The organism is Pseudomonas frederiksbergensis, from assembly GCF_900105495.1.
GTDB classification, from domain to species: Bacteria; Pseudomonadota; Gammaproteobacteria; order Pseudomonadales; family Pseudomonadaceae; genus Aquipseudomonas; species Aquipseudomonas frederiksbergensis.
Genome location: NZ_FNTF01000002.1, coordinates 848,592 through 874,862 on the forward strand (window position 1 = coordinate 848,592; position 26,271 = coordinate 874,862).

At 61.8% G+C, this 26,271-nt stretch carries 18 protein-coding genes; 1 reads left to right on the forward strand and 17 read right to left on the reverse strand.

Annotated features, from left to right (window positions below):
• Positions 1–6: 6 nt before the first annotated feature.
• The 8 genes from tssA to BLW70_RS04620 form a co-directional block, all read right to left on the reverse strand.
• Entirely contained in the window at positions 7–1,563 is a 1,557-nt protein-coding gene (tssA, locus tag BLW70_RS04590; protein ID WP_074872014.1) for a type VI secretion system protein TssA, read from the reverse strand.
• A gap of 607 nt (positions 1,564–2,170) precedes the next feature.
• On the reverse strand, positions 2,171–2,974 hold the full coding sequence (locus tag BLW70_RS04595) for a hypothetical protein (protein WP_235864982.1): 804 nt from the start codon (positions 2,972–2,974) through the stop codon (positions 2,171–2,173).
• A 310-nt stretch (positions 2,975–3,284) separates the two neighbouring features.
• Complete coding sequence (locus BLW70_RS04600; protein WP_074872018.1) at positions 3,285–3,752, reverse strand: hypothetical protein; 468 nt, start codon at positions 3,750–3,752, stop codon at positions 3,285–3,287.
• Positions 3,749–4,879: a DNA-binding protein gene (locus tag BLW70_RS04605; RefSeq protein ID WP_074872020.1), complete on the reverse strand. Its 1,131-nt coding sequence runs from the start codon at positions 4,877–4,879 to the stop codon at positions 3,749–3,751. Before BLW70_RS04605 ends, BLW70_RS04600 begins: the two co-directional genes overlap by 4 nt.
• Complete coding sequence (locus BLW70_RS30990) at positions 4,863–5,405, reverse strand: hypothetical protein (RefSeq protein WP_235864983.1); 543 nt, start codon at positions 5,403–5,405, stop codon at positions 4,863–4,865. Before BLW70_RS30990 ends, BLW70_RS04605 begins: the two co-directional genes overlap by 17 nt.
• Positions 5,406–5,482: 77 nt before the next feature.
• Complete coding sequence (locus BLW70_RS04610) at positions 5,483–8,500, reverse strand: toxin VasX (RefSeq protein WP_235864984.1); 3,018 nt, start codon at positions 8,498–8,500, stop codon at positions 5,483–5,485.
• Positions 8,497–9,363, reverse strand: a complete 867-nt coding sequence (locus BLW70_RS04615; protein ID WP_074872022.1) for a DUF4123 domain-containing protein — start codon at positions 9,361–9,363, stop codon at positions 8,497–8,499. The genes BLW70_RS04610 and BLW70_RS04615 overlap by 4 nt, the downstream gene beginning before the upstream one ends.
• Complete coding sequence (locus BLW70_RS04620) at positions 9,360–11,360, reverse strand: type VI secretion system Vgr family protein (RefSeq protein ID WP_074880410.1); 2,001 nt, start codon at positions 11,358–11,360, stop codon at positions 9,360–9,362. Before BLW70_RS04620 ends, BLW70_RS04615 begins: the two co-directional genes overlap by 4 nt.
• A 503-nt stretch (positions 11,361–11,863) precedes the next feature.
• Here BLW70_RS04620 and BLW70_RS04625 point away from each other — a divergent pair.
• Complete coding sequence (locus tag BLW70_RS04625) at positions 11,864–12,259, forward strand: DUF6124 family protein (RefSeq protein WP_074872023.1); 396 nt, start codon at positions 11,864–11,866, stop codon at positions 12,257–12,259.
• Positions 12,260–12,397: 138 nt separating this feature from the next.
• Here the strand turns inward: BLW70_RS04625 and tagQ are convergent, their stop codons facing one another.
• From tagQ to BLW70_RS04670, 9 genes are all read right to left on the reverse strand, one after another.
• On the reverse strand, positions 12,398–13,327 hold the full coding sequence (tagQ, locus tag BLW70_RS04630; protein WP_074872025.1) for a type VI secretion system-associated lipoprotein TagQ: 930 nt from the start codon (positions 13,325–13,327) through the stop codon (positions 12,398–12,400).
• A gap of 84 nt (positions 13,328–13,411) precedes the next feature.
• A complete protein-coding gene (locus tag BLW70_RS04635; protein ID WP_074872027.1) occupies positions 13,412–15,139 on the reverse strand; it encodes a formylglycine-generating enzyme family protein in 1,728 nt (575 codons plus the stop codon).
• Positions 15,132–16,325 carry an ABC transporter permease gene (locus BLW70_RS04640; RefSeq protein WP_074872029.1) on the reverse strand — a complete coding sequence of 398 codons (1,194 nt, stop codon included), beginning with the start codon at positions 16,323–16,325 and terminating at the stop codon, positions 15,132–15,134. Before BLW70_RS04640 ends, BLW70_RS04635 begins: the two co-directional genes overlap by 8 nt.
• Positions 16,325–17,041 carry an ABC transporter ATP-binding protein gene (locus BLW70_RS04645; RefSeq protein WP_074872030.1) on the reverse strand — a complete coding sequence of 239 codons (717 nt, stop codon included), beginning with the start codon at positions 17,039–17,041 and terminating at the stop codon, positions 16,325–16,327. Before BLW70_RS04645 ends, BLW70_RS04640 begins: the two co-directional genes overlap by 1 nt.
• Positions 17,041–20,091, reverse strand: coding sequence for a serine/threonine-protein kinase (locus tag BLW70_RS04650; RefSeq protein ID WP_074872031.1), 3,051 nt, complete (start codon positions 20,089–20,091; stop codon positions 17,041–17,043). Before BLW70_RS04650 ends, BLW70_RS04645 begins: the two co-directional genes overlap by 1 nt.
• Positions 20,088–20,819 carry a PP2C family protein-serine/threonine phosphatase gene (locus BLW70_RS04655; RefSeq protein ID WP_074872033.1) on the reverse strand — a complete coding sequence of 244 codons (732 nt, stop codon included), beginning with the start codon at positions 20,817–20,819 and terminating at the stop codon, positions 20,088–20,090. The genes BLW70_RS04650 and BLW70_RS04655 overlap by 4 nt, the downstream gene beginning before the upstream one ends.
• On the reverse strand, positions 20,820–21,473 hold the full coding sequence (gene tagF / locus BLW70_RS04660; protein WP_074872035.1) for a type VI secretion system-associated protein TagF: 654 nt from the start codon (positions 21,471–21,473) through the stop codon (positions 20,820–20,822).
• The gene (gene tssM, locus BLW70_RS04665) at positions 21,470–24,970 is read right to left on the reverse strand and encodes a type VI secretion system membrane subunit TssM (protein ID WP_074872038.1); all 3,501 of its coding nucleotides are present in this window, start codon (positions 24,968–24,970) and stop codon (positions 21,470–21,472) included. Before tssM ends, tagF begins: the two co-directional genes overlap by 4 nt.
• On the reverse strand, positions 24,967–26,265 hold the full coding sequence (locus BLW70_RS04670) for a DotU family type VI secretion system protein (RefSeq protein WP_074872040.1): 1,299 nt from the start codon (positions 26,263–26,265) through the stop codon (positions 24,967–24,969). Before BLW70_RS04670 ends, tssM begins: the two co-directional genes overlap by 4 nt.
• Positions 26,266–26,271 lie beyond the last annotated feature (6 nt).

A 26,271-nucleotide genomic window follows, 5' to 3' on the forward strand; every position in this document is an offset into this window, starting at 1 on the left:
GGGGGCCTATTCGAGTACCACTTCAAGATCGAGGTGGCACAACCTGCGATAAATCTCTTCCTTGCGTTCACGTACGGCATGGTTCTGCGGCAGCAACTCGCAGCAGCTATGCAGTAAATGCAGCACTTGCAGCGCAAGATCGGGCTCCCAGGCGTGCAGGCCTGAGTCCTGTAATGTTTGGTCAAGGGTTTCGAGTTGGGTCTTGGCCAGTTCGTATTTCTTGGCCATGAAGCACAGCCGCGCGAGGGCGAACTGCCAGGAGAACCGGACGCGCCCGCCGTGGGCGGCCTGCAAGCCCTGCTTGAGGATCTGCACGGCGGCCTTGAGGCCGTCCTTGCGCAGAATCGGCAAGACTTCTTCCAGGGCCACTTCCCAGGCCGTCTGACTGTCGGCGACTTCGACTTTGCGCGGCGCGCTGGCGCTTTGCAGATGCGGCATGACGTAGGCGCTGACCCAGGCGCGAGTGGCCGGATCAGCGAACGGTACGCCGTCATGGAAACGCAATTCGATGATGCCGGGCAGGCGCTGAATCAACAGCGCGAAGTGGATTTCCACTTCGCGCATGGCCATCTCGGCGTTGAGCCCCTGGAGGCACTCCCACACCATTCGCTGGCCATCAAACCAGAACGGCGCCTTCGCCAGGCTTGCCTCCAGCTTTACCAGCAGGTCAGCGTATTTCCCTTGGTCATAGCGGTCCTGATAGGACTTGAGTTTGTCGGCGGGCACCCCGCGCAGAACGGTGATCTGCTCGGCGTTGCGCTCGGGCACCGCGTCGATGGGCAACCACAACAACGTGCGATTGAGGCGCAAGGCGCGCAGGTCGGTGGCTTTCTGCTTGAGCCACCAGGCACATAACGGACGGGCGCTGTCTTGCTGGGCGCGCAAGGCCTTGTGGGCATCTTTCTCGTTGTCGATCGGCGCGCCAGGAGTAAGCAACTGCGTGGCAGCCTGTTTGACCTGTGCCACCGCAGCCCCCACTACACCCGGCTCGGGCTGGTTGTCGGCGGCGCGCTGAACCATGTTCTTCAAGCGACGGGAGATCGGCAGCAGCAACGGCGCATCGTCGCCCAAGTGCTCGGTGCAAGCGGCGTCGAGGCCTTCCAGATGTTCGACCAGACGGCGGAACAGCGGCAATTGCTCTTTGATCGCAACGTTTTCGTTCAGCACTTGCTCGAGCCGCGGCACCAACCAGTTGATGGCGGCGGTCCGGGTGCGGGGTTTATTTGGATGAACGTCGGCCCAATGGTTTTCACACAGGTGGTGCAACACACCGAGGCCGGCCAGTAACCCCGGGAAGGATTCGCGCTGGTACAGGGCCCAGGTCAACCACGCGCCAACACGCAAATCCTTGGACTGGGTGCGCAGCAGGTTTTCACTGATTTCGCGGATTTTCTGCCAGTCGACCTGACCGCTTTCGTGCATGGACGAGGCTTTACCCAGCTCACTTTCCAATGCCTCATATTCGTTCGAAAAACGAACATCCTCGCCCGCAAAACACTCTTGGGAAACAGAGGTTCTGGCGAGCTCGAGGTAATGAGCGGAAAGTTTGTTTGAATAAGACATCCATGGCCTTTAGTCAGAATTACAGTCAGATGCCAGCGGCACAAAACGCTCTCGACGAGTTGAGTAAAGTCTCACCGACTTGAGATCGCACTTTTTAAAAGTTTGCATTTTGTGTTTATCAGAATGACAACTAGCAAGCGATCTATTAAGCAGCAAGACGAAACATCTCTATTGCTTGTAGGAAATCTCCCTACATATTGCACGATGCCAGGAAAACATCTCCTCGTCTGACAGACCGCCTATAACCACTGGGCTAGAGGCTTCTCTTTCACTTGGCACAATCAACGCCGTTTTCATTGTCGATTCGCTGCCGAGAAAGGCGTGAAGCATGCCAAAAATAAAAACTGATGAATGTAGGAGTATTCCGAAATATTACGTTTTCAATGAATAAAACGATGAACGACAGCCGTCAACTTAAAAGCGCCCTGCAATGCGGCACATGTAAAACAAAACTGCATGGATTCTTCTACAAATACAGAAGTTACGGACAGGGCACCAGGAACTTTCCTACATCAATTGTTTTGCCCGCTTGTTAGTGCCGTCGACAATTAACGCATGGCCCAGGAGTTAAAATTGAAAAACGGGCCTTCAAGTACGCCTCTACAACTCATGCACGTCGTTTGCCCGTGCTATCGACCCGCTGCACCTCGGCAAAGATCTCGGTAATCGGCCGTCGTGGCTGACGTTTGTGCAAGGCGCGGACCTGTGCGCTCAGGCACAGCAGTTCTTCACTCGGCTTGGCCCATTGTTCCTTCGGCAGCGGCGCGGACCATTGGCGCATGACTTCGGGCAGGGCCTGCGGGGCCAGTTGCTGGAGGCGACGGATTTCCCATTCGGTCAGGTGGTTGGGAATCGTCCACAGGGTCATCACGTGGTACAGGTACCAGAAGAAGCCGGACACCCAACCCCGTTGGCCATCGCGGATTCGCTGATGCAGGCGCGCGCGGGCGTTGTGGAAAGTGTGCAGGCCTTCGTGGGGCGGGTCGTCGGGGCCTTGCAGGTCTTGCGGGTCCTGGATGGATTTGAGGTCGTGGATTTCGTATTCCATGTAACCGCGGATGGCTTCCCAGTGGCTGATGGCCAGGGAAAGGCCAAAGCAGGGGAATTCGACGCTGGTGAGGGTTTCGCCGTGCTGGAAACCGATGCCCATGCCGTATTGGCGGTGGATGCCGTATTGGGTGGCGCCCTGGGCTTCGATGACCCAGGCCGAGAGGGATTCCCAGGGGACGAAGACGGGCTCGGTGGCGCCTTCGGGCATGAAGCAGACTTCGCGGCGTTGGCGGTTGAAGCGGGTTGGGATGATTTCGGCGCGCTTGTTGTGGTTGTGATGCCAGACGCCGAGGCCGATGGCTAGGGTGGAGAAGCCGGTTACTAGCCCGTAGCCATAGCCTTCATCGAAAATACCGGTCACTGAGCCCCTGATATCTTCCCAACCGTAACCAAAAACAACTCCTAGAAACCCAGTGAATAGCGGAAAAAGAAATACAACCATGAAGGTTCCGCTGAATGGTAAGCCTAGAGTCATTTGCCACATAAAGACTTGCGGTGATCCCAACCCGAAGTCCATGTACACCTCATTTAGCTCGCCGATATGCGGACCATGCGGCGGTATCGCTGTCGGTAATGGCAACGGCGCGAGATAAGTGATTTTTCCAGTGGGAAACGGTTCCACATCTCCGGCTTTTCGGGGCTGCTCAAGGTGCGGCGCAGGCAGGGTGCTTTCAATGTTGGTGGGCATGGTCGGCCAACTCCAGCAAATGGGTTTCAACCAGCAACATGGGCGGATGCTCGGTGACAGCTTGACGGGGCAGCGCAGGGAAACGTCCCGCAGCACGGGGGTTAAGGTGAATGACCCGAACGCGAGAAAACCACCCGCCCTTGGCGTTCAAGGTCTGGATACAGACCGCCAGCTCCAGTGTTTCGGACGCCGGGGTGAATTCGGCGTCGGGATCCACCGGATATTGCAGGCACAGCACCAGCCGTTCGGGGCTTGTTTGCACGATGCGCAGGCTGTTTGCGACTTCCTCACTGACGACGTCCTTGCGCTCGCGCGGTACTCCACGGCTGTGCAGGGGAACGGAAAGACGGTGGGCGCCGATCCCCAGGCGATAAGTCGCTTTGCCACTTTGGATCAGTTCCGGGTGTTTTTCCTGATAGTCGAGCAGGGCTTTACGGCTGTAATAGCTCATGCGCGACGCTTGCCCGTCGGATTCAAGCGCTGCACTTCAGCAAAGATCTCGGTGATCGGGCGTCGTCGCTGACGTTTGTGCAGGGCGCGGACCTGTGCGCTCAGGCGCAGCAGTTCTTCACTCGGTTTCGCCCATTGCTCCTTCGGCAACGGCGCGGACCATTGGCGCATCACTTCGGGCAGGGCCTGCGGGGCCAGTTGCTGGAGGCGGCGGATTTCCCATTCGGTCAGGTGGTTGGGAATCGTCCACAGGGTCATCACGTGGTACAGGTACCAGAAGAAGCCGGACACCCAACCCCGTTGGCCGTCGCGGATGTGCTGGTGCAGGCGCGCGCGGGCGTTGTGGAAAGTGTGCAGGCCTTCGTGGGGCGGGTCGTCGGGGCCTTGCAGGTCTTGTGGGTCCTGGATGGGTTTGAGGTCGTGGATTTCGTATTCCATATAGCCGCGGATCGCTTCCCAGTGACTGATGGCCAGGGAAAGGCCGAAACAGGGAAATTCGACGCTGGTGAGGGTCTCGCCGTGCTGGAAACCGATGCCCATGCCGTATTGGCGGTGGATGCCGTATTGGGTGGCGCCCTGGGCCTCGATGACCCAGGCCGAGAGGGATTCCCAGGGGACGAACACGGGGTCGGTGGCGTCTTCGGGCATGAAGCAGACTTCGCGGCGTTGGCGATTGAAGCGGGTGGGGATGATGGCGGCGCGTTTGTTGTGAGTGTGGCGCCAAGTGCAGAGGAGGATGGTTAAGGCGGAGAAGCCGGTAACTAAGGCATATCCATAGATGGCGAAGAATAAATCAATGACAAATTCCCATGTGTAAGCGAAGTCATATCCGAACATAAGGCCCATGCACCCAATCGCTGGCGGGATTAGGAACGTGATCATGAAAGCACCACTGAACGGTAATCCTAATATGACCTGCCATGAAAATACCTGAGGCGATCCTAAGCCAAAATCCATGAACACCTCATTCAGATCCCCGATATGCGGACCGTGCGGCGGTAGCGCTGTCGGCAGGGGCAACGGCGCGAGATAGGTAATCTTCCCAGTGGGAAAAGGCTCCACATCGCCCGCCTTTCGGGATTGCTCAAGTTGCGGCGCAGGCATCGGGCTATCAATCTTGATGGGCATGGTCGGCCGACTCCAGCAAATGGGTTTCAACCAGCAACATGGGCGGATGCTCGGTGACGGCTTGACGGGGCAGCGCAGGGTAACGTCCCGCCGCACGGGGGTTAAGGTGAATGACCCGAACACGAGAAAACCACCCGCCCTTGGCGTTCAAGGTCTGGATACAGACCGCCAGCTCCAGCGTTTCGGACGCCGGGGTGAATTCGGCGTCGGGATCCACCGGATATTGCAGGCACAGCACCAGTCGGTCGGGGCCTGTTTGCACGATGCGCAGGCTGTTTGCGACTTCCTCACTGACCACGTCCTTGCGCTCACGCGGTACTCCACGGCTGTGCAGAGGAACGGAAAGACGGTGGGCGCCGATGCCCAGGCGATGAGCCGGTTGACCGCTCAGGGGCGGCTGAAAATCATTGAGCTGGAACCCTGGCAGCACCAGATGGATGTCCTTGGGCCTGGCCTTTAGCAGCAGGTTTTTCAGCCAGGAGTCATGTGCGTTCGGCCCCAGTTGCGCATACGGGGCGTGAAGCAAATAGGCCAGGTAACCTTGATAGTCATCCAGGGTATGGTCACCGCGTTCATCCGCATCCAGGCTCCAGGGCGTGGTTTTCAGCCACTTATCGTGAGCGCTGAGGTTGTAGCGGTTGTATAGCCAGGTGCCCCCAGTTCCAGCACGGTGAACAGGGCGCCAGCGAGGTTGAAGCGGAAGAACACGGTGGAGAGACGGGTGCCCGCAGCAGCCCAGGCGGCGGTTCTTGCGGCGCTGTTTTTTGCGACCAACACGTTAATCGCGGCACGACCGGTGTGACTCAAGCCATAGGCATTGACGGTCGTCATGCCTGCAGCGCCCGCTGTCGCGAGGGCTGCACTGTTCTGCGCCGCAGCATTCCCGCTACGCGTCGCCTGTTGCCAATTCTGGTGGTGGTTGATGAGGCTGACCATTGAAGAGGCAAATCCTAAAACGTAGGTAAAGCCACCCAAACCAACATGCATCTTGCCCATCTGCACAGGCACATTCTGCAAAGCATGATGCTGAAGACCCGCGACGAGTGCGGCGCTACGTGCCTTCAACGCCGTATCAGCCAGACTTTGCGCCGCGGTGAATCCCGCCGCACCAGTCGTAAAACTCGCACCAATCAACGGCTCCAACTTACGCTTGTCTCGTGATTGGTTAAACGTTTCCCTCATGACCGAAACCAAATTCACCCCCTGCACCAAAAACACCAACGACCCCATCCCCTCGCTCCGAATCAAACTCGCATTCGGCACCGACCCCACCCCCAGCCGAATATCTTTCAGCAAACTCCGCACCTCCAACTGCTGCGCCGGCGGAAACACCAACGTCACCCCCGCCCGAGCCGGCGTTGCGCCATACAGACGCATCGACTGATCCGGCAGCTCCGCAATCGGGCTCAGCGCCCCGGCCAAGCGGCCTTCGAGCAGCGTCAGCTCTGCACGCACGCGCACGATTTCGGTCTGCAATTCCACCGCCCGTGGCGTCTTGTGCCCCGCCCGGTTTTTGTTGTGGGTGAACTGGTTGCGCTCACGGGTCAGCATTTTCAGGTAGTCGCGCTCACTGAGCAGTTCCTTGAGGTTGGTTTGCAGTGCCGCGTGTTCCGCCGGGCTGGCGACGGTGAAAGTCACGCCGGTGGTTTTCGCCGCGTCGAGGATCCGTGGCGACAAGGCTTTGGGCAGACGCCGGAACAGTTCGTCGAGGTCGGGGACTTTCCCGCCCGCCAGGTCGAAGCCTTCCAGCGCGCGGCTCAGGCCCAGGTTCAGCGCCGGGCTGAGGCTGTGCTGGGCCGCGTCGGCGACGGCGCGGGTGGGCTCGGGCAGATCGTCGAGCGCCGGCAGGTGCGGTTGTTCGATGTTGTGTAATTCGCCCAACCAGTGCGGCAGGTTGTTGAACATCCCCATGCCGGCGTTGAACAACGTCGTGTATTGCGCGGCCCGTTCCGGCTGGAGGCGCAGGGGCAAGGTGTAGAACAGTGGCCGGGTCAGTTCCGGGTGTTGCTCCAGATAGCCCAGCATCTTTTCGCTGGCGTGGTCGCTGCGGCAGATGTCCTTGAGGCAGGCGTATTCGGCGCTGAAGGCCTGGTGGCATTGCGCTTGATCCTGCGCGTCGTAATACCAGGCCGAGCGATGGAAGCGACCGGCCGCCACCAGCAGGGTGCGGTCGGCGGTGATGCGTTCGAGCAAGCGGTTCCAGCGGCCCAGGTCGTCGCGATGCTGAAACAGCGCAGCGTCCATGGCCGGCCGGTGGATGAAGTCGTTGACCCCGCGTTTGCCACTGAAGCTGGAGCCTTCGAGCACCTCGACGATGCGCTTGTTTTGCTCGTGGCCGAGCTTGATCAAGGTATCGAGGTGACGGTCGACGAAAGCGTCGGGGGCGAGCTTGAAATGGTGGCGCGCGTAGTAACGCCGGTCGGCCTCGTCACTGGCGCGGCTGTGGGCGGTGAAGTCGGGTGTGGCGCCCTGGTACCGGGCGAATTTGAACGCTTCGGCCTGCGCTTCTTTACGTGCTTGCTCCAGTGCCGGGGGCACGGGAGCGTCCAGCGGCGCGACCTTGCCGCCCTTGTTCAGGTACTCCAGCAAGGCTTTGCGGGTGTGCTCGCGATCCGGCTCCGGCAACTGTTGCAGATCGGCAAACAGCGCCTGGACGCGCGGATCGTCGCTGGCGTCGGCCAGGTTGCCGATATCTGCCGCACTGAGCTGGCTCAGGGATTCGATGTAGCAGGCCAGCAGGTAATCGCGTTCGTTGTGATCGGCATTGCTCCAGTCGTCGACCCAACCGACCACGGTGTCTTGATAGTCGGCCAGGTCGCGCAGCACGCCGAGGTCGTCCTGCACCACCAGAAACAGCGTGTCGTCCTGATAAGCCGGGCGCACCCGCCCGAGCAACTCGCCGATGTGCGCCTCGCGAAAACGCCGCGGCTGCTCCCACAAATAGGGTTCACGTTCGTGCTCGGGGGCATCGCTGACGTGCAGCGTCGGCAATAGAACGGCGTCCGGTGGCGACTCCGCTTCCTGTTCAGTGCGGTCTTGTGCGGCTTGCACCTGCCGGGCCGGATCGGTCGCAATCTCCGCCAGCCACCGTTTGCCTTGCGCGACCGTCAGCAAGTGCGTGCCACCGGTTTGGCAATGCACCGGGCCGAGATCGACGGCTTGCATGAAGTGGTCGCGCTCGGCGCGGCTGTCGAGCACTTGCGCGCATTTGGCTGCCGTCCATTGCACTTCGGCAAAGCTCACCTGCAAGGTGCTGCGCCTTGAAAACACCAAGGCCGGACGCTCCTCGATGGGCGTGCGCTGATCGTCATCGACCTTGGCGCCCTTGTGCAGCAAGGCGCTGATCACTCCGTTGAGCACCTGATACTCGTGCAAATGGCCGGTGACGCTGTCGATGACGTACAACCAGCCATCGCGCAGCAAGCGGATGCCCAGCGGGCGGGTCGTCAGGGCGTAGGGCAGCTTCAGCTCGGCACTCGGATCGAGGGGCTTTTCCACCAGGCCGTAACGCAAGGGCAACAACTGCACGTGGGTTTGCCGCAGCGGGCACGCACCGAGGGAGCCGATGGGGGATTTGGACGCGGCGGCCGCCGCGAGGTCGGCAGGGTGTGGCTTGTTCATGGACGACCTCTTTCATTTGCCCATTGGCGGGCCAGGTCAGCGGCCAGTACGATGCGCTCGCCGATGGGTTGCAGGGAGGGGCTATGCAGCAATCGATTGATCTCGGGATGCTGGCCTAGGGGAGATCCGTCCAGCCGAGCCATGACGTTGGCGTAATAAAACAATTCGGATTGGCTGCTCAAACCCAGCGTGCTGGCCTCCGCCTCCAGCTGTTCAAGCATTGACCAACGCTGAGCCACGGTTTCGCCGCCATGACGCTCCGGAAAGTTTTTGAGCAAATGAGCGTCGAGTTCGAGCAACGCGCGACGTCGATCAACCCGGTCCAATGCTGCATTGAGTTCAGGGCTCAGGCGATAGGGCGTGGTCAGTTCCGGGTATTCGGGCAGTCGCGGTTGATGACGCTGCCAAATGGCGCTGACGCTGTCGGCCATCACCACACAAGAAAGGGGACCGAACAACCGCTGATCGCCACTCGCGAACAATGCCTGCGCCACTGCCGCATCGGCCAGACGCAGGGCCACCGGCAGACCTTCGGGCAATTCGACGATCAGCAGTTTGCGCAAGTGTTGGGCGACGTCATGCGCAGGCGCGGCGCTGAACAACAGCACGGCCCATTCTTCATGCGCCTGTTGCCGATAGAACTGAATAATCGGTTCGTCAGGTTGTTGGATCGCCACCAGCATTGGCGAGATATCGCGCAGCGCAGTGAAGGGCGCACAGTTATACAGCGCAACAATATTTGCGCCTGGACTGAGTTGTTTCAAGCGCTGCGGCAGGTCGCTCAAGGTCGCGCCGTCCAGCAACAGGAAAGCCTGTTGCTCGCTCCATGGCAGGTCTTCAGGCAGAGAGGTCGAGAGGTTCATGCTTGGCCGGCCTCGCAAATCAGGCAGCGCGAGGCGCGGGTTGAAATCAACGCATGGCGCTGCTGGGCCGCATCGAACGTCACTTTCAACAGCGGCAAGGCGCCCGGCATCAAAGGCTCAGCCGACCTGCCCACGGCCGGAGCCCCGCCCTGCACAACAGGTACGCTGCTGAAAATGCCTTCCGGGCCTATCGTCAGCCAATGACCGCCAGCCTGAATCGCCACGCGCTGACCACCGTCGATGACCACTTGTTCGTTTGCAGTCAGGTGAATGTGCCGAGTGGCATCGAGCAGGTGATTGGTGGTTCGGATATGGCGATCGCCATGAACCAGCAAGTGATCGTTCTGTTTGAGTTCGGTCAAGCGGTTGCCGTGGGTGAGGTGCTGTTCTTCGCCCCGCAGGTCGTGGCTGGATAGGCCGCCGACCACCACCGTGCGTTGGTTATCGACTTGAACGCGTTCATCGTTGAGCACGAGCTGGACAAAATCCCGTTGGGCACGCAGGGCAATTTCCTCGGCACCTTTCCGGTCCTCGATGCGCAATTCGTTGTAACCGCCCCCGCCGGGAGTGCTCTGGCTACGGAAAATGCTGCGGGTGTGCTCAGCGGGCAGATCCAGCGGCACCGGAGTCGAGGCGTTAGGCTGACAGCTGAGGACGAAAGGTTTGTCGGGATCGCCTTCGGAGAACCCCACCAGCACTTCCATGCCGACTCTAGGGATCATCACGCTGCCATATCGTTCATGGGCCCAGCCGCTGGCGACGCGCAGCCAGCAGCTCGATTGTTCATTGTGCTGACCGTCACGGTCCCAGAGCAGTTGAACCTTGACTCGGCCGTACTCGTCGCAGTAGATCTCTTCACCGGCCGGACCAGTGACGACCGCATGCTGGTTTCCCGTCATTTTCGGTTTGGGGTGTTCAAGGGCGGGTCGGAATATCACGTCCCAAGGTGTGGCCACAAAGTGGTTACGGTAGCCCTGGCTGAAACCATCCTGTGGATGACTGTCGGTGATTGACTCCTCAAGCACTGCGGGTTGCAGGCCAACATGTTCGACTTCAGTCAGAAGCCACAAGCCATTCCAGTCAGCGCGGGGGTGTTCCGTCATCTCGACGAAATGGCCGCAGCGCATGGCACTCTGATCACTGCGTCCGTTGGCTTGCCGGTAATCGGACCGATGGCGTTCCAGTGCCCGATTGGCCAGCTGTTTACCGCGTTCACGATGGGTGAACTGGCCCGGGAAAGCGTAGTCCTCAAGGTGCGGCAGCAGCGGGGTTGTAGTCTCGCTGTCGAGTTTCAGACGTGGTTTTTCGAAATCGTAATCACGACGGCTGACGTGGGTCGGACGGGTTTCCAGTCGCAGTTTGAAACGATCAATCACCGGCGCTTCGGCGACCATGCCACTGCCCGGCCTGTACGCGGTTGACTGGGGTGGTTTCGAAAAGCTGGTTTGATCGTCGCCGAACACCAGCACATGTGCGTCGGGGCTGTGCTCGAAATGGAAGTGCAGACCTTCTTCTTCACACAACCGTTGAAGGAAATGCAGATCGCTCTCGTACTGCACGCAATAGAGCCGTGGCCGGTACTCGGCGCTCAAGTGAAAGCGCCAGATATCGGGCTGCAATCCCTGGTCTGTCAGTACTTTTGCAATGATCTGCGGCACGCTCAGGTGCTGAAAAATGCGCTGGTTATGGCAGTGGCCTAGGTAGGCGAGCCGAGGCACCAAGGTCATCTGATAGCGGGTCAGGCGTTTGCCGGAATCGCCTTGGGCAACCCCATGGATCTGTCCGTGAATGCCTCCACCGTCAGGGCCGAAGCTCAGAAAAGCCGAGCGATGTAGCACAGACTCGAGGTCGAGGCCGGGGCGTTCGCTGACCAGTTCGAGTTTGACTTCGAAGGGTTGGTTGAGCCTCTCCTTGGCGCGGAATTCGAGTACCTGAAGGTCGTGGGGGAAACCTTCAATGTCGAGTTTGAAAACGACCTGATTGGCATCGCTGAGCATCCACATGTCCCTGTGTCTATTTGTAAGCACGGGACTTTGCGTGGATCTACCTATTGGCGCAGTCAGGCGGTTCGATATTTAGCGTAGGACGCTTCCGTTAAACCGAAGGTAGTCGAATATCGTTTCTTGCCAGCATTTCCGATTGTTAAACACCGATCGACAGCGCTTGTTTAAAACGGCTCAAGGTTACTTCCTGCAAGCTACAACACCTTGCGTCATTGCCTACGGCTACGCCAGAATCCGCCGGCTTGTGCGCCTTAGCCTTGGCCTCTATCGTTTCCCTGCCACTGCCTATCAGTGGTCGGGTTTAGTCGCCCGTCGATGTCAAGACGCACGATGTCTCTATCATTCAGGTATCTCTTACCTGTACTTGATGGTGGCTGTGCGCAGGGCGCTTCGGCGCGCCGATTTCTTGGCTCATCGGTCGACTAACCTGTGCACAGCTGCCTCCCTTTCGTTTAGTCGCGAACTGGTTGCAGCCTCACTCAAGAGAGAGCTAAGACATGTTCAAGGTAACTCCAAATCCGCCGGAAACCGATCCGGCATCGCCCTACGAATCACTCGATTCGAACAAGCTCCACGAAGCCGCCGAGCGCGCCCTCGACCATCACTTCCCACCCACTGAAAAGAAACCATCAAAACGCAACGGCCAGCTCTTCAGCGTCAGCCCGGGCATCAACCCTGAAACCCTTCTCGCCAATGCCTCGGAAGATTTGCTGTCCATCAGCGCCATCGCCGCCAACCTCGCCGACGATGTGGACGGCTCACGCCGATCCGTAGCCCTGGCACTCAGCCGCATGGCCGATGGGGTGCATTTGTTGGTGGAGCGAATGCTGGATCATCTGGATGAGCCGGAAATGGCGGCCATACTTGCCAAGCAGCAAAGTCGAACCTGCTGACTCGCCAAGCAGTAAAAAACCCCGATGAGTGTGTCCCACCCATCGGGGTTTTTCTCGGCACGGCGCCAAGGGGTCGCCCGTACAAAGCACCCCCACGCGTAGCGCGTGGGAATGCCTGAAGGCCTACAGAAAACTCAATCAAACATTCGGGCAAGGCACCGGTGCCCAGTCGCCCAGGTCCGGGTTTTTGCACATGCTGTTGACCTGAGTGGTGCCGGCGCTGGCGACCTGCTTGCTTTCAGCCTGTTTGGCTTTTGCGGTCTGCAGGGTTTTCTCGGTGGTGACCGCTTCTTTCGGCACGGCTGGCAGCACCGGTTTTTTCGCCGGTTTCACCGCTTTTTTGCTCTTGGTCGGTGCCACGACCGGCGTGGTGTCGGCAGTTGCCACGGTGACCACGTCAGTGCGCTGCACGCCTACTTGCTGCAGGTCTTTTTCGTAGGCCTGGGTGTAGTTGTTCAGGTCTTCGCTGGCTTTACCGTTTACCGCGACGATCAGGTCGTTGGACTCCTTGAGGCCCGCGACGATTTCTACCAGACGCTTGCGGCCTTCGGTGTCGCTGACAGTCTTGGCCTTGCGGTCGGCGACCAGTTTGGTAAATGCGTTCTGGTAGCACTGTTGCGAAGTCTTGGCGTACGCCGTGCTGCGATCGATGTCGGCAGCGCTTTTGTTGACGTCGGTGGCGTAGGAGGCGATGCGCTGGTTGTCATCCGTGATCTGCTTCTGGCGCTCGGTGTAGTAACCGGCCGCGCCACCCGCCACGGCACCGCCCGCTGCACCGATGGCGGCGTTGCGGCCACGGTTCTCGGAATCGACCAGGGCGCCCAGCAGGGCACCGCCGACAGCGCCGACAGCCGCGCCGGTGACGACCGACTTGGTCATGTTCGAATCGGTGGCACGCAGGTGCTGCACCGGCTCGTAGCAGTTAGGGTAGTACTCGACCTTGGTGCTCGAGGCGACCTTGGAGGTCGGCGACGTGGCGCAACCGGTCAGTACGGTGCTGAAGCCAACGGCCATCAGCAGCAGATGACGCTTGGAAAGCGAAGCAATTGTTTTACGGGAGGAAAGCATGGTTGTGTTCTCTTTTAAGTTTGACTAGCTCAGCACGGCCCACCGCCGCCTGAGTCCCTTCCAAGCTCGCTGTACAACGAACGATCAAGATCGCTGAGCGTTCGATGCGAGCAGTTCCTTCAATATCGCCGCCGGGTCGGCTCGTCGTTGCTGACGATAATCACCGACATGGCGAACGAATAACGTTGCGCGCGTGACCAGGCTTTTGCCCAGTACCGGCTTGCGCTCCAACTCTTCCTTGATGCGTTGAAACTGCGCCTGGATCACGGCATCGGTGTAGCGCGTGCCGGTCGCCAGGTTGTCGATGTAGATCGCCACCGCGCCGTCCAGCGCGCTGCGGCCATTGTCGATGGCAGTAGCGAACAGCTTGGCGCTGGCCTCGTCCTTGGCGTCCAAGGCCTGTTGGCGACTCTTGTGCAAATTGGTCAGGCGAATGTTGTAGTTGTTGACGGTTTCGGCCACCAGGGCCGCCGACTGGATCAGGTTGCCGGCCGCTTCCTCGCGCTGCTGGGCGATGAGCGAGACGTTGCGCTTGAGCTCTTCGTTGACCAGCCCCAACTCGGCTTGCAGGCGCGGATCGACGCTGGCGGCAATGATGCTGTCCAGGCGTTTGGTCGGGTCCTGGGCGTCGTCGATGGCATCGGTCAGCGAAGCCAGCCGACCTTCTTTCTGCCATTGGGCAAACAGTTCCTTGTAGCGCGAACGTGGCGCCGACAACGCGCCAATCGCCACCCGGAACCCGGTGGTTTCGTTGCTTTGCTCGGTGCCGTCGGCGGCGAACAGCGGGTACTCGCGACGCATCCCGGTGAACAAGGTGCCCTCGCCTTCCAGGTAGTTGCCGCCCTTGACCACGAAACCGCCATAGGTGCCCTGGCGGCGTCCGGCGTGCACGAGTTGGAAGGATTCCTGGACCATCTCGGCGGCGTTGCCGATCACGTCGAACAGGCCGATGGGGTTGGGCAGCTTGGTACCGATCGGCATCAGGCGCGCAGCCTGGCCGGTGCCGCCAGCGACCTGGTTGAAGACTGCCCAATCGGCCAGCGGGCCGTCGCTTTCGCTGCCCTCCAGACGACGGGGAAACAGCCGCCCTTCCAAATCCTGACGACTGATGGCCTGCCCGCCACGGGCAGCGAATTCCCATTCGACCTCGGTCGGCAAGCGCACAAAACCCAGCCCGCCCTCCTCCGCCGAGGTACCACGACCGCTCACTGGTAGCAGCTCCTTGTGGTATTTCATCAGCCAGGCGCTGTACACCGCCGAGAAGCGTTCGGCCTCGAAGCGCGACAATTTCACCTTGGGCAAACGCCCGGCCATGCCTTGCGGTGCCTCGGCTTGCAAGGCCTCGCAGGCCGGCGCCGGCTCGCCGCTGGCCAGCGATTGCGCCTGGGCCATGACCTGGGCGTATTGGCGGGCGGTGACTTCGTATTTGCCGATGAAATAGAGCATCGGTTTGAGCGGGGTCTTGGCGTCCGTCTTGGGCATCAACGGCGTAATGGTCTTGCCCCAATCCTTGGGCAGATCTTTGAGGGTGAACTGGCCGTTGATAAAGTCCCGACGGTAACCGGAGATGAACGACTGTTGATAACCGGCCTCGCCCTCGCTGAAGGGATAGCCGAGGCTGATCTCGCGGTCGTCCAGCGTGCCTTGCGCCAGGATGTAGACGTAGCGGAACACCATCTGCCCTTCGCACGGCAGCGGCAGGCTGACGTCATCGGGCAACGGCTTGGGATTGTCCAGTTTGTCGGTGCTTTCATCAGCCCAGACCATGCTGGCCAGGCTCAGCGCCACGGCGGCGCCCAGTAACTTATACATCTCGAATTCCTTCACATGCCTGGATACGCGCCACTCGCCAGCCACCACAGGCCGCTGCCACGGCGCTGACGCCGAGCACGGCCACCAGGGCCAACGCGTAGTGACGCGCCAGCAGATGGCTGGCGTACTCGCCTGGCATCTGCACAAATAAATGGTTCAGGCCCGATTGCGCCAGGCCATACAGCCCGGCGCTCAACAGGGCGGCAAGGCCGGCGCTGTACAGCGCCTGCAACACCACAAACAAAAGCAACGCCGCCGTGGAAAACCCCAGCAGGCGCAGCACCGACAACTCTCTACGCTTGCGCTCGACCGCCGCCAACGCGCCGGCAAAAATCGCCGCGAACGCTCCCGCCAAGGCCAATGCGGCGATGATCCAGAACACGATCGACAGGTTGCGGCTCAGCGATTGCACCTGGGCGATGGTCTGGGCCTGGGTCGAGACCAGCAGGTTGTGCGCAGCGAAATACTGGCGTAGCGGCTCGACATCCGTGAGACGCCGGGCGTACAGACGAAACGCCGGGTACACCCGCTGCTCTGTCACGCCCACCGCATCACCTGGCCAGCCGAGCGCAGGCACGGCGCGACCGTCCCGGTAATCTTCAGCCGCTTCGAGCAAGGCCAACGGTGCGAACACCCCGTCCCGGGCGAAGGCTTCCAGCGGCAGTACGCGCAGCACCTGAACGCGCGTGCGCTGCGCCTCGCCACGACCGGCTACTTGCCGGCCGACGCTGGCCTGCAGCCAATCACCGGCCTTGGCCCCGAGCTTTTCGGCGGCGGTCTGGCTGAGCAGCACCTGATCCAGCCCTTGGGGCACCGGCAGATTGCCGAGCAAGGGATCGTTGGCGGCGGTGGGGATCATTTCGACGGTTACCGTCGCAGCACCAGCGCTCAGATCCGCCGTCGCGGCAATCTGCCGGGTGCGCGGCAAGGCGAAAGCCACGTCGCCGCGCTGGTTCAATTGTTCGATAAACGCAGCACTGAACCGGCCGCCACCCAAGGGGATGACTTCCCGAGTGGCCGGGTCGTTTTCCAGGCGCTCGGTCAAGCTGCTGACCAGGCCGAATTTCAAGCCGAACAGCACCAGCAACGGCGCGACCACTGCCACCAGCGCCAGAACCGAACAGGCCGACAGCCACGCATCGTTGCGGTAATCCTGCCAGGCCAGGGAAGCCACCAGCGCGCGCATCAGCAGGCCTCCCCGAGGGTGGCGGTGACACCGCCATCGACGTCGCGACGACAACTGATGCGCCGCACCTGCAAACCGCTGGCGCGGGCCAGCGACTCATCGTGGGTGGCGACGACGCAGCACACGCCGTGTTCGCGGGCCTGGGTCACCAGCAACTGCATCACCCGCTCGGCGTTCAGCGGATCGAGGGCGGCGGTCGGCTCATCGGCCAGCAGCAGACGCGGCCCGTGGGCCAGGGCGCGGGCGCAGCTGACCCGTTGCCGTTGGCCGACGGACAAGTCGCCAGGTTTTTTGCCCAGTTGCTCGACGATATCCAACGCCCCGGCCAGGCGATCCACGCTGCCGTCGTCTTTCAAACCGAGCAGTTTGCGCGACAGGTCGATGTTGCCGCGCACGTCCAGAAAATCCAGCAGGCCACCGGTTTGCAGCACGTAGCCCAAGTGCCGGCGACGCAGGTCCGCCAAGGCACTTTGAGCCTCTGCACGCCACAGCCCGGCGATGTCCGTTCTGGTTTGGTCGGGCGCAAAATCAAACTGCCCGGCCTGATCCGGAGCCAGCACCAGCGCCAGCAAATCCAGCAATGTGCTTTTGCCACAGCCACTGGGACCGACCACCGCCAGTTGTTCACCGGCACGCAGTTGCAGCCGTGGAATCACCAGGCTGTAGCGTTGGCTGCCGGCGCCCCGGTTTTTGTACACGGCACTCATGTTCAACATCACGGCAGCGTCGACAACGGAACGCGGTACAAGGCATCACCCGGTTCGGCATCGCCGAAACGCACCCAGTTGGCCAAGTCGTTGTGGAAGGTTTCGTAGAGGCGGATTTTCGAATCCAGCTCGTCGATAAAGTCTTCCTGCTCGGCCACGCTCAACGAAAGCCACAAGTCCTGGGTCATGCTCAACGACTTGCTGCGATAGGGCAGCCCTTCCAGGTACTCACCCAGAACCCCGCCATTGGCCAGGTTGCCGCCCTTGCGCAAAGCCGAAGGATCGCGGCTCATGTAGGCGCTGGCGCTGGCGATTTCCTGGAAGAAATTCTTCGGCGAGCTCTGGGTCTTGCGGGCGGCATCGACGATCAGTTTCAGCGATTGCTGCAAGTCGTTGAGCTGCAATTTGGTCAGCATCACGCACACCTGGAACGCCGGCAGTGCCGGGTTGGTCAGGTCGCGGTCGGCGGTCCAGGCGCTGACCAGTTGCGGCGCCTGGCTGGCGGCTTTGCGCCCCAGGAAGTCCATGTGCATCGCGTAGCCGACGGCCGCCGATTTGTCGCTCAGGCTCGGCGCAGCGCTCAGCAGCGGCACGGCTTGCGGCTTGTCGCTGCGCACCTGATGCACCAGGTCGGCAAACACCGAACCGATCTCGTCCACCCGCTGCCCGAACTTGCGCACATCAGCGCCCGGCACCGGAATGTACAAGTCGCCGATCTGCGGATTGGCGTCGGCGGTCAGGGTGCGGTACTGGCTTTGCGCACCACCGTGGGTTTTCTTGCCGGCATCGCTGAGCAGGTGCAAGGCGTAGATCTTGATCTGCTTGCCCAGCGCGGCTTGGCGCACTTCGGCTTCGTTCATTTGCGTTGCGGCATAGGGGTCGTTCTTGCGCAAGGCACCGGCATCGGTGACCAACAGGATCAAGCGCCCGCCATAGCCGGACCAGTCCATGCCCTCGACCGCTTCCATCACACCGGCAAACGCATCTTCGTTGAACGAATGGCTGGACACCGTAGACGCCTTGACCTGCCGCGCCAGGTCCATGAAGCGCTGCGGGTCGCGGCCCTGTTCCAGGGTGATCAGGGTTTTGGCGACGTATTCCAGGCCCGGGGTTTTCTGGGTGCTGCTGCGAAAGCCCACCAGGCCGAAGCTGACGCTGCCCAACTCGCCACGCTCGGCAATGCGGGTTTGCAGTTCGTGCACGACATCGCGTACCTGATCGATGTAGGGCTGCATGGACACGGTGGTGTCCACGACCAACACCACGGCGGTGCGGAACGCGTCGGCGTTAGCGGTCGTGATCGGCGTGTTGTTGGCGGCAGCCTTCGGTGCATTACCGGGATCGATGGACGCCACGTTCAGCAACTGCACCGGCTGGCCGTTTTCATCGAAGCTCTCGCGCGAATCGAAGATCGGCAACAGGTAAAACTGGTTCTGCGGCACCGCGCTGGCCGCCGGTTCCAGGGCCAACACCCGTTGATTGTCCTCATGGTTCTGCTGGGTCTTGAGCAGCAGGTTTTTCGCCGCCGACGGATCGGCCAGCAGCTTCTCTACATCGCCAGGCTGACGCAGGAACATCACCGGCGCACGGCCGGAGCGTTCGGTGAACTTGAGCACCAGGCTCTGCTTCCAGTCGCTGACTTGCGCGGCCGGCAACCAGCCGTCACTGCGCCCGTCGGTGGCGGCGCCGACACGCAGCCAAGGGCTGCCATCAACCTCTTTGCGCTGATAGACGTAAAGCACGGAAAACGCCGGCAACGCCTTGCCTGGCGCGGCCCCCGCTTCGCTGGCGAGCTTCGCCCCCGGCTTGCTGAGTACCCGCTGGAACAAGGTTTTTTTGCCGGCCATCAGCAGCGGACGTTGACCGCCATCGACCTCCGCCGCCACAGGGGGCTTTACGGGGGGCGCAACGGTCGGCGGCGCACTGGCCGGCGGTGCTGAAACCACCGGCACCTTGGCGTCGGCTTCGCCGTCACCGGACAGCCACCAATAACCCGCGCCGCCCAAGGCCAGCGCCACGGCCACCGCGACGGCAGCGAGTGCGAACACCGGCCCCTTTCGCTGCGCCGAGACCGTGGACGACGGCGTCGGCTTCACAGTCGGCGCAACAGGATTGGACCGAGGTTGTGGCTGCGCGGGGCCGCTGGGTATGTCGATGGACACCGGCGTCAATCCCGCCAGGTCATCGCCGGTCGATTTCAGCGACAGCGGAATCGCCAATGGCTGGATCAAGGTCGCTTCAGCTTCAACCGATGCCTTGGGCAGAGTATCCAGCGCCTGCAACAGCGCTGCCGCGTCCGCAAACCGCTCCGCCGGGTCCTTGGCCAACAGCTTTCGCAGCACGTCCTGATAACGACCGTGGTGCTCCGGCAGTTCCGGCAACGGTTCGGTCAAATGCGCCAGGGCCGTGGAGAGCGCGTCGTTGCCGGTGTACGGCAGCTTGCCGACGAGGATTTCGTAGAGCACCACGCCCAGCGCATACAGGTCGGCCCGGCCGTCAATGTCCTGGCCGCGCGCCTGTTCCGGGCTCATGTAGCTGGGCGTGCCGACGGCGAAACCGGCCTGGGTGAATTGGGTGCGGTCGTCCAGGGACTTGGCGATGCCGAAGTCCGAGAGCACCGCCGTGCCATCGGCACGGAACAGAATGTTCGCCGGTTTGACGTCGCGATGAACCAGCCCCAGCCCATGGGCATAACCCAGGGCCGAAGCGATCTGGCGGATGTAGATCAGGCCCTGCTCCGGCGTCAGGCCGCCAGCGATGCGCTCCTTCAGCGTCCCGTTGGGCAGGTATTCCATGGCCATGTAATACAGCTCACCGACATTGCCGATGTCATGGATAGTGACCGTATGCGGGTGAGACAGGCGCGCCAGGGTTTTGCCTTCACGCAGGAAGCGCTCGCAGAAGCTCGGGTCGGCCGCCAGTGCGGCAGCCATGACCTTCAGCGCCACCTTGCGCTCCAGCGAGCGCTGGGTCGCCAGGTAAACGCTGGCCATGGCGCCTTCGCCGATCTCGTCGCCGATGTCGTAGCCGGGGATCAGAATGTTCGCGGTGGGGATCATGAAGGCACCTTCACGACGATGACGGTGATGTTGTCCGGAGCGCCGCGCATCAGGCTCAGGGACACCAGGCTGCTGGCGATTTCCCCGGGCTCGTCGTGGCTCAGCACCTCGGTGATTTCATGGTCTTCGACGGTCTTGTTCAGGCCGTCGCTGCACAACAGGTAACTGTCGCCGGGCATCAACAGCAGCTCGACCATCGTCAGCTCCAGTTGCGCCTCGACCCCGATGGCGCGGGTGACAATATTGGCCCGTGGATGCACCCGGGCTTCGGCTTCGCTGAGCAGGCCGCTGTCCTGCAAATCCTGAACGTAACTGTGGTCCCGCGAGATGCTTTCGAGCAGGCCGTCACGCAGGCGATACAAGCGGCTGTCACCCGCCCACAGGCATACCCCGCGCAAGTCGCGCGTGGCCAGCACCACCACCGTGCTGCCCATCATGATCACGCCACGATGGGCGGTTTCTTCGCGCACGGCGGCGTTGACTCGCAGCAGGTCGGTTTGCAGCGCCGCGACGTATTCATCCAGCGAACGACCCACGCCAATACGGCGCAGGCTGTCGACGATCAGACTGCTGACGTAATCGCCCGCCGCGTGCCCGCCCATGCCATCGGCGACCACCCACAGGCCGTTTTCCGGCAAGTCCAGATAAGCATCTTCATTAACCTGGCGGACCATACCGACGTGGCTCTTGCTTGCAGACTTGAACGTCTTTCCAGCGCTTGGACGCATCTACGCAACACCTTCTTGGCCGAGCAAAAATTGCGCAAAATCGGCGGCGACAGGCAGGCCCTGACACCGTAATAAAGCGGGGGCGATACGCTCCGAACCCTGGCCCCACCACAGGCTTGAGCCTTCGCAGGCCTGTTCGGCAAGTGCGCTCATTCGCGCCTTCGAATCGGTGGCATCGAAGCGATGCAGGCCGGCAAAACGGCTGCTTGGCGTGCGCGGCAGGCACGCCGGGCTACCCAGTGCTTCCAACGCCGCGCCGAAGGCTTCGAAGCTCGCCTCCACGCTCAACGTGCTCAACAGCAATTGCTCAACCTGTTCAAACCAGATATCCGAACCGCCCACCAGCGATGCCGGATCAGCATCGTGGTCCAGCAGCACCGCGACGGTCAGCGGAAAATACCGGCCAACCCGATCGATGCTCGGCATCACCACCCCAACGGCGGCCTGCGGCCCACATACACCGGGCCCGACCATAAAGCGCCAAAGCGGGCTGACCAGATAGGCATCCAGCCAACGGTCACCGAGGCTGGTCTGGCTGGCGAGCAGGCCCGCCGCCAGCCACGAATCCCAAGGGCCGATAAAACTCTGCGGCAAGCCTCGGCTGACAAAGTCCCCGCGACTGGCCAACTTTCCATAGAAGCCCGGCGTGTTCATAACCGCTCCGGCAAGCTGAAACCACTGAGCACACGGCTCTTGAACGGGTTGAAGGCGCTGTTGGCCCGCAGTTCATAAGAGGCGCTGGCACCGTCGACCCGCAGTCGCAGGTTGAAGCGATCCGGCGAATTGCCGGCCGTCAGGTCCGATTGCTCCAGCAGGCGAAACCACGCCCATGGCCCGTCCAGGGTGATGCCGGAACGACCGTTGGCCGAAGGCGGCATGATCGAGATCCGCACCACGCCGATGCTGCCGGGGTTGGGCCATTGCATGGAGGTCGGGCGGCTCGGACCGTGGTCGTAGCTCAATTGCTGGCCATCGAGGTCGAGCAAAAACTGGGTGACAGTGGCGTCCATCGTCACTGGCTTGAGTTCGAAGCGCACCATCGGCTGGGTGCCGCCGGAACGGAAAAATGCATCCCGGATGGTCGCTGCCCGCTGGAAGGTTTGCAGCACGCCAGGGGCAATACCGAGCTTCTGCGCGGCGCCCGGTTGCCAGCGCCAGGCCTGGGTCGAGGTATCCACATACGGTTGCAGGTATTTGCGGAAGTAGTTGTCCATCACCCCGCCCACACCGAAGAACTGGCCGAAGTCGTCGAGCGTCGCGTCCCGCGCACTGCCCGGCGACATCGGATAACGCCCGGCCAGGGACTGGCGATAGATGTTCACCACTTCGCTGGTCCAGGCTGCATTCAGTTGATTGCGTACCCCGCCCATCATGCTGTTGGTGGTGGAGTTGACCACCGACTTGACCAGCCCCTGCACCAGCGGCGGCTGACGTTCGGCATTGAGGCTGACCCGTGTCGCAGCGGCTACGGCCTGGTTCTTGGCTTCGCCGAGCAAGGCATCGCCGCTGGCGCCGACCATGGCGCTGACCTGCACGTACAGGGCGTTCATGTCGGCCAGCAGGCCGTCGATGGCCGCCGGCTCGCCTTCGTTTTTGCTGACGATGCGGTTGAGCTCGGCAAAATGCGCGGTGATTGGATCTTCACTCGCCTCAGCTGTGTTTTGCCTCGCCTGCTCCTGGCCGAGCAAGCTGCCCAAGCGCTCCTTGAGCTTGTCGACCCCGCCTTCCACCGGCGCACCCTTGGCGGCCAGCAGGCGTTCTTCCTGTTGCAGATCGGTTTCCTTCGCCACCGCCACCAGCAGTTTTTTCAATGGCGAGGTCGGGCTGGAAATCACCCGCAACACATCGGCGGCCTGGGCCACGCTGGTGATCGGCACAAAGTCGATATCCGCCAGCAAGGCGTCCCACTGACGCTGGTAATCCTGGAAATACAGGCGTCGCACATCGGCGGCCAGGCTGGCGACGTTCTGCTGTTCTGCCTGGTCGCGACCGAGCACCCACTGCTCCTCGGCCAAGGTGCCGGTCTGGTTCAGGCTGGTGAGCAAAAACCCTTGGCGGTAACCCTTGGCCGTGAAGAAGCCGCTCAAGGGTTCGCCCAGCGGCTTGCCGCTCTTGCGGCTGAACACCAGCGCGGCATCGCGCCCGGCCGCTTCGTTGATACGAAAATCCGGAATGCCGTCCGGCAGTTTCTGCCGCTTGACCCGGTCATAGACACGCTGGGCCACCGGCAGTTGTTGCAACTGTCGGCGCAGGTCATCGATCAGGCGCGGGTCCAGACGTGCGGTGGGCGGATGGCGCTCGAACAGCGCCCGCAAGTGCTCTGCCAGGGCCAGACGCTGCTCGGCCGGCAAGTCGCGCGGCAGGCTGCGGTCCCAGTCGAGGGCGATCCACGCCTTGATGAAGTCGGCATCGTAATGCTCGCCGTCGGCGAGCATCAGGTAGGCCTTCAAGCCTTCGTAAAGGAAGTCCGAGTTGCCGCCGCCGTGCAGTTGCTCTTCGATGCGCGTGAGCAAGCGTGGCGCGAAGACCGCGATCAACAGCTTGCGATAGACGCTGCCGGACTCGGCTTCAAGCATGTCGCCCTGATACAGGCCCAGGCCTTCGGCCCAGTTCGGTGCGTCGCCGGCCAGATGCTTCACCGCGTTGAGCAACGGCAACACCGCAAGCACGTCCCGTTGCGCCGGGCTGAGGTTTTGCACGGCCTGGCCCAGGGGTGCGACTTTCTGATCGACTTGCGCGATATACGCCTGGTTGGCGCGGTAGCTGACCCACCACAAGGTCCCGACCACCAGCACCAGGGCCACGGTCGACGCCAGCACGCCCCGGGCAATCCACTTGCGCCGACGTTCGACTTTCGGGTTGACCCCCACCAGCCCACGCTCGGCGAAGGCCACGGCGCTGAAGAGTTTTTCGATGAAGTAACTGCGTCCGGTGCCGTTCTGGCGCGCCAGGTGCTGGCGGTCCAGGTTCATGCTCTGGGCCATGGAACCGATCAGGCGGTCAATCGGGCTGCCTTCCTGGGTACCGCTGGTGAAATACACCCCGCGCAACAGCACTCGCTCTTCAAAGGCGTTGGGTTTGAATACGCCCTCAAGGAAGCTTTGCAGGCAATCCTTCAACGCGCCGAACTGCTGCGGGAAGCCGTAGATCAGATCGCGCCGCGTCGGGTCGCGTTCCTGTTGCAAACGTTCCACCAAACGATCGTTGAGGCGCTGCTCCAGGCCGGCGAATTCGCTTTGCAGATGGGCCAGCGGGCTGTCATTGCTCTTACCGTCGTCCAGGGCAAAGGTCGTGCCCCAGACCTGAGTCCGCTCTTCCTTGCTCAGGGTATCGAAATACTCCATGAACCCCGGCACCAGATCGAGTTTGGTCAGCATCAGGTAGATCGGAAAACGTACGCCCAGTTGCGTGTAAAGCTCCTGGATTCGCAGGCGGATCGCGGCGGCATGGGCGGCGCGCTCGGCGTCGCTGCCCAGCAGCAGATCGGAAAGGCTGATGGCGATAAACGCGCCGTCAATCGGGCGTCGGGGCCGCTGTTTTTTCAACAGGCCGAGAAAGCCCAGCCATGCGGCTTTATCCACCGTCGCATCGCTGTCCTGGGTGGTGTAGCGCCCGGCCGTGTCGAGCAGCACGGCCTGATCGGTGAACCACCAATCGCAATTGCGCGTGCCACCGACGCCGCGTACCGCCCCGGCGCCCAACTGCGCCGCCAACGGAAAGTGCAGCCCGGAGTTGACCAGCGCCGTGGTCTTGCCCGAACCCGGCGGGCCGATGATCACGTACCACGGCAGTTCGTAGAGATTGCGTCGCTCGTCACCGCCCAGCTTGGCTTTCTTCAACAGCGTCAAGGCTTCGTCCATGCGCTGGCGCAGGGTTTCAAGCTCTTCGGCCGTGGCGATGCTGGTCGGGTCCGGCGGGGTTTGCGCCGCCAGGCTGCGCATCACTTCGGCGGCCTGACGGCGGGCCTGGATGATGCGAAACACCCGGTAGGCAATCCACACCGCGAACACCAGAATGATCAGCGCCCAGCGCCGACCTTCAGGCACCAGCCATTCGAGCAGCGGCCCGATAAACCAGATGATCAGGCTCAGGGCGATCAGCCCCAGCAGCGGGATGACCCAGCGGATGATAAAACTGAAAAACGCCTTCACTCGACCCCCTCCGCCAACACTGTGATTTCGACCCGACGATTGCGTGCGCGGCCCTCTGCTGTAGCGTTCGAGGCCAGTGGCTCGGTGTCGCTACGGCCTTCGGCGCTGAAGCGCTCAGGCTGGCCGGTCTTGGCCGAGAGGATTTGCAGCACCGAGGTGGCCCGAGCCTCGGACAAGGCCCAGTTCGATGGAAACCGCAGGGTGGCAATCCGGCGATTGTCACTGTGACCGGTCACCCGGACCTGACCCTTGACCTTGCGAATGGCATCGGCGATGCGCAGCATCAGCGGCTGGAAATTGTCGACGACGCTGGCGCTGCCCGAGGCGAACAGCTCATCGCCACGGATGGTCACCACTGAACGGTCAACGGCATCTTCCACGGCTACCCGACCGGCCTTGATTTCATCGGCCAGGAAACCTGCCAGACGCGGACGCTCGATCAGTTTCGGTTGCGCCACCGGACGGTCGATGGCCTGCACCGGGATCTCGCCGAGGGCATGGATGTTCTTGAACACCGGCTCAGCATCGGCAGCCAGTTTCAAACGCAGACCGAACAGCAGTGCCAGCAGCAGCGCCACGCCGATGACCAAAGCGATCCATGGCGGCATGAATTGCGCCAGCCGGTCGCGGGCCACGGTGACGCCGCGCCAATGGGGCGAGAGTTCACGCTCGTATTCGCCACGGGCGCTGCGGATGACTGCGCTGGTGCGCTCACGCAAGGCTTCCAGTTGGCTGCGACCGTCGATCATGACCCGATAGCGCCCTTCGAAACCCAGGCACATGCACAGGTACAACAGCTCCAGCAGATACAAACGTTCGCGGGGGCTTTGCAGGCAATGTTCCAACAGCTGGAACACCTTCTCGCCGCCCCAGGCTTCGTTGTGCACGGTGATCAGCAGGCTCTGTTTGCCCCAGTCGCTGGTGCCGCCCCACGGCGTACTCAACACCGCTTCATCGAGGGCGGTGCACAAGGCGTAACGGGCCAGCAACACATCGTTGCGCACCACGCCGGCGGCCTCGGCGCGCTCCTCGAACTGGCGCAGGTAGGCCAACAATTGCGCTCGCAGGCTCGCTGGCGCCGGGTGGGCAATCGTATTGCGCAAGCGGGTCAGCAAAGCCAGCAGCGGGCCAGCGGCGCTCTCCAGGGGGTTGAGACCTTCGGCTTTGCCGGTCAAAAGCGGCGCGGCCGGCATCGAAAGCGGCGCGGGCTGGGCACGGCCCGCCTGCGGGCGGACCGGGTCGGCGCCACGACCACCGGGGGTCGGCATGAACTGGGTACGATCGTCGTTGCTCATCGCGGT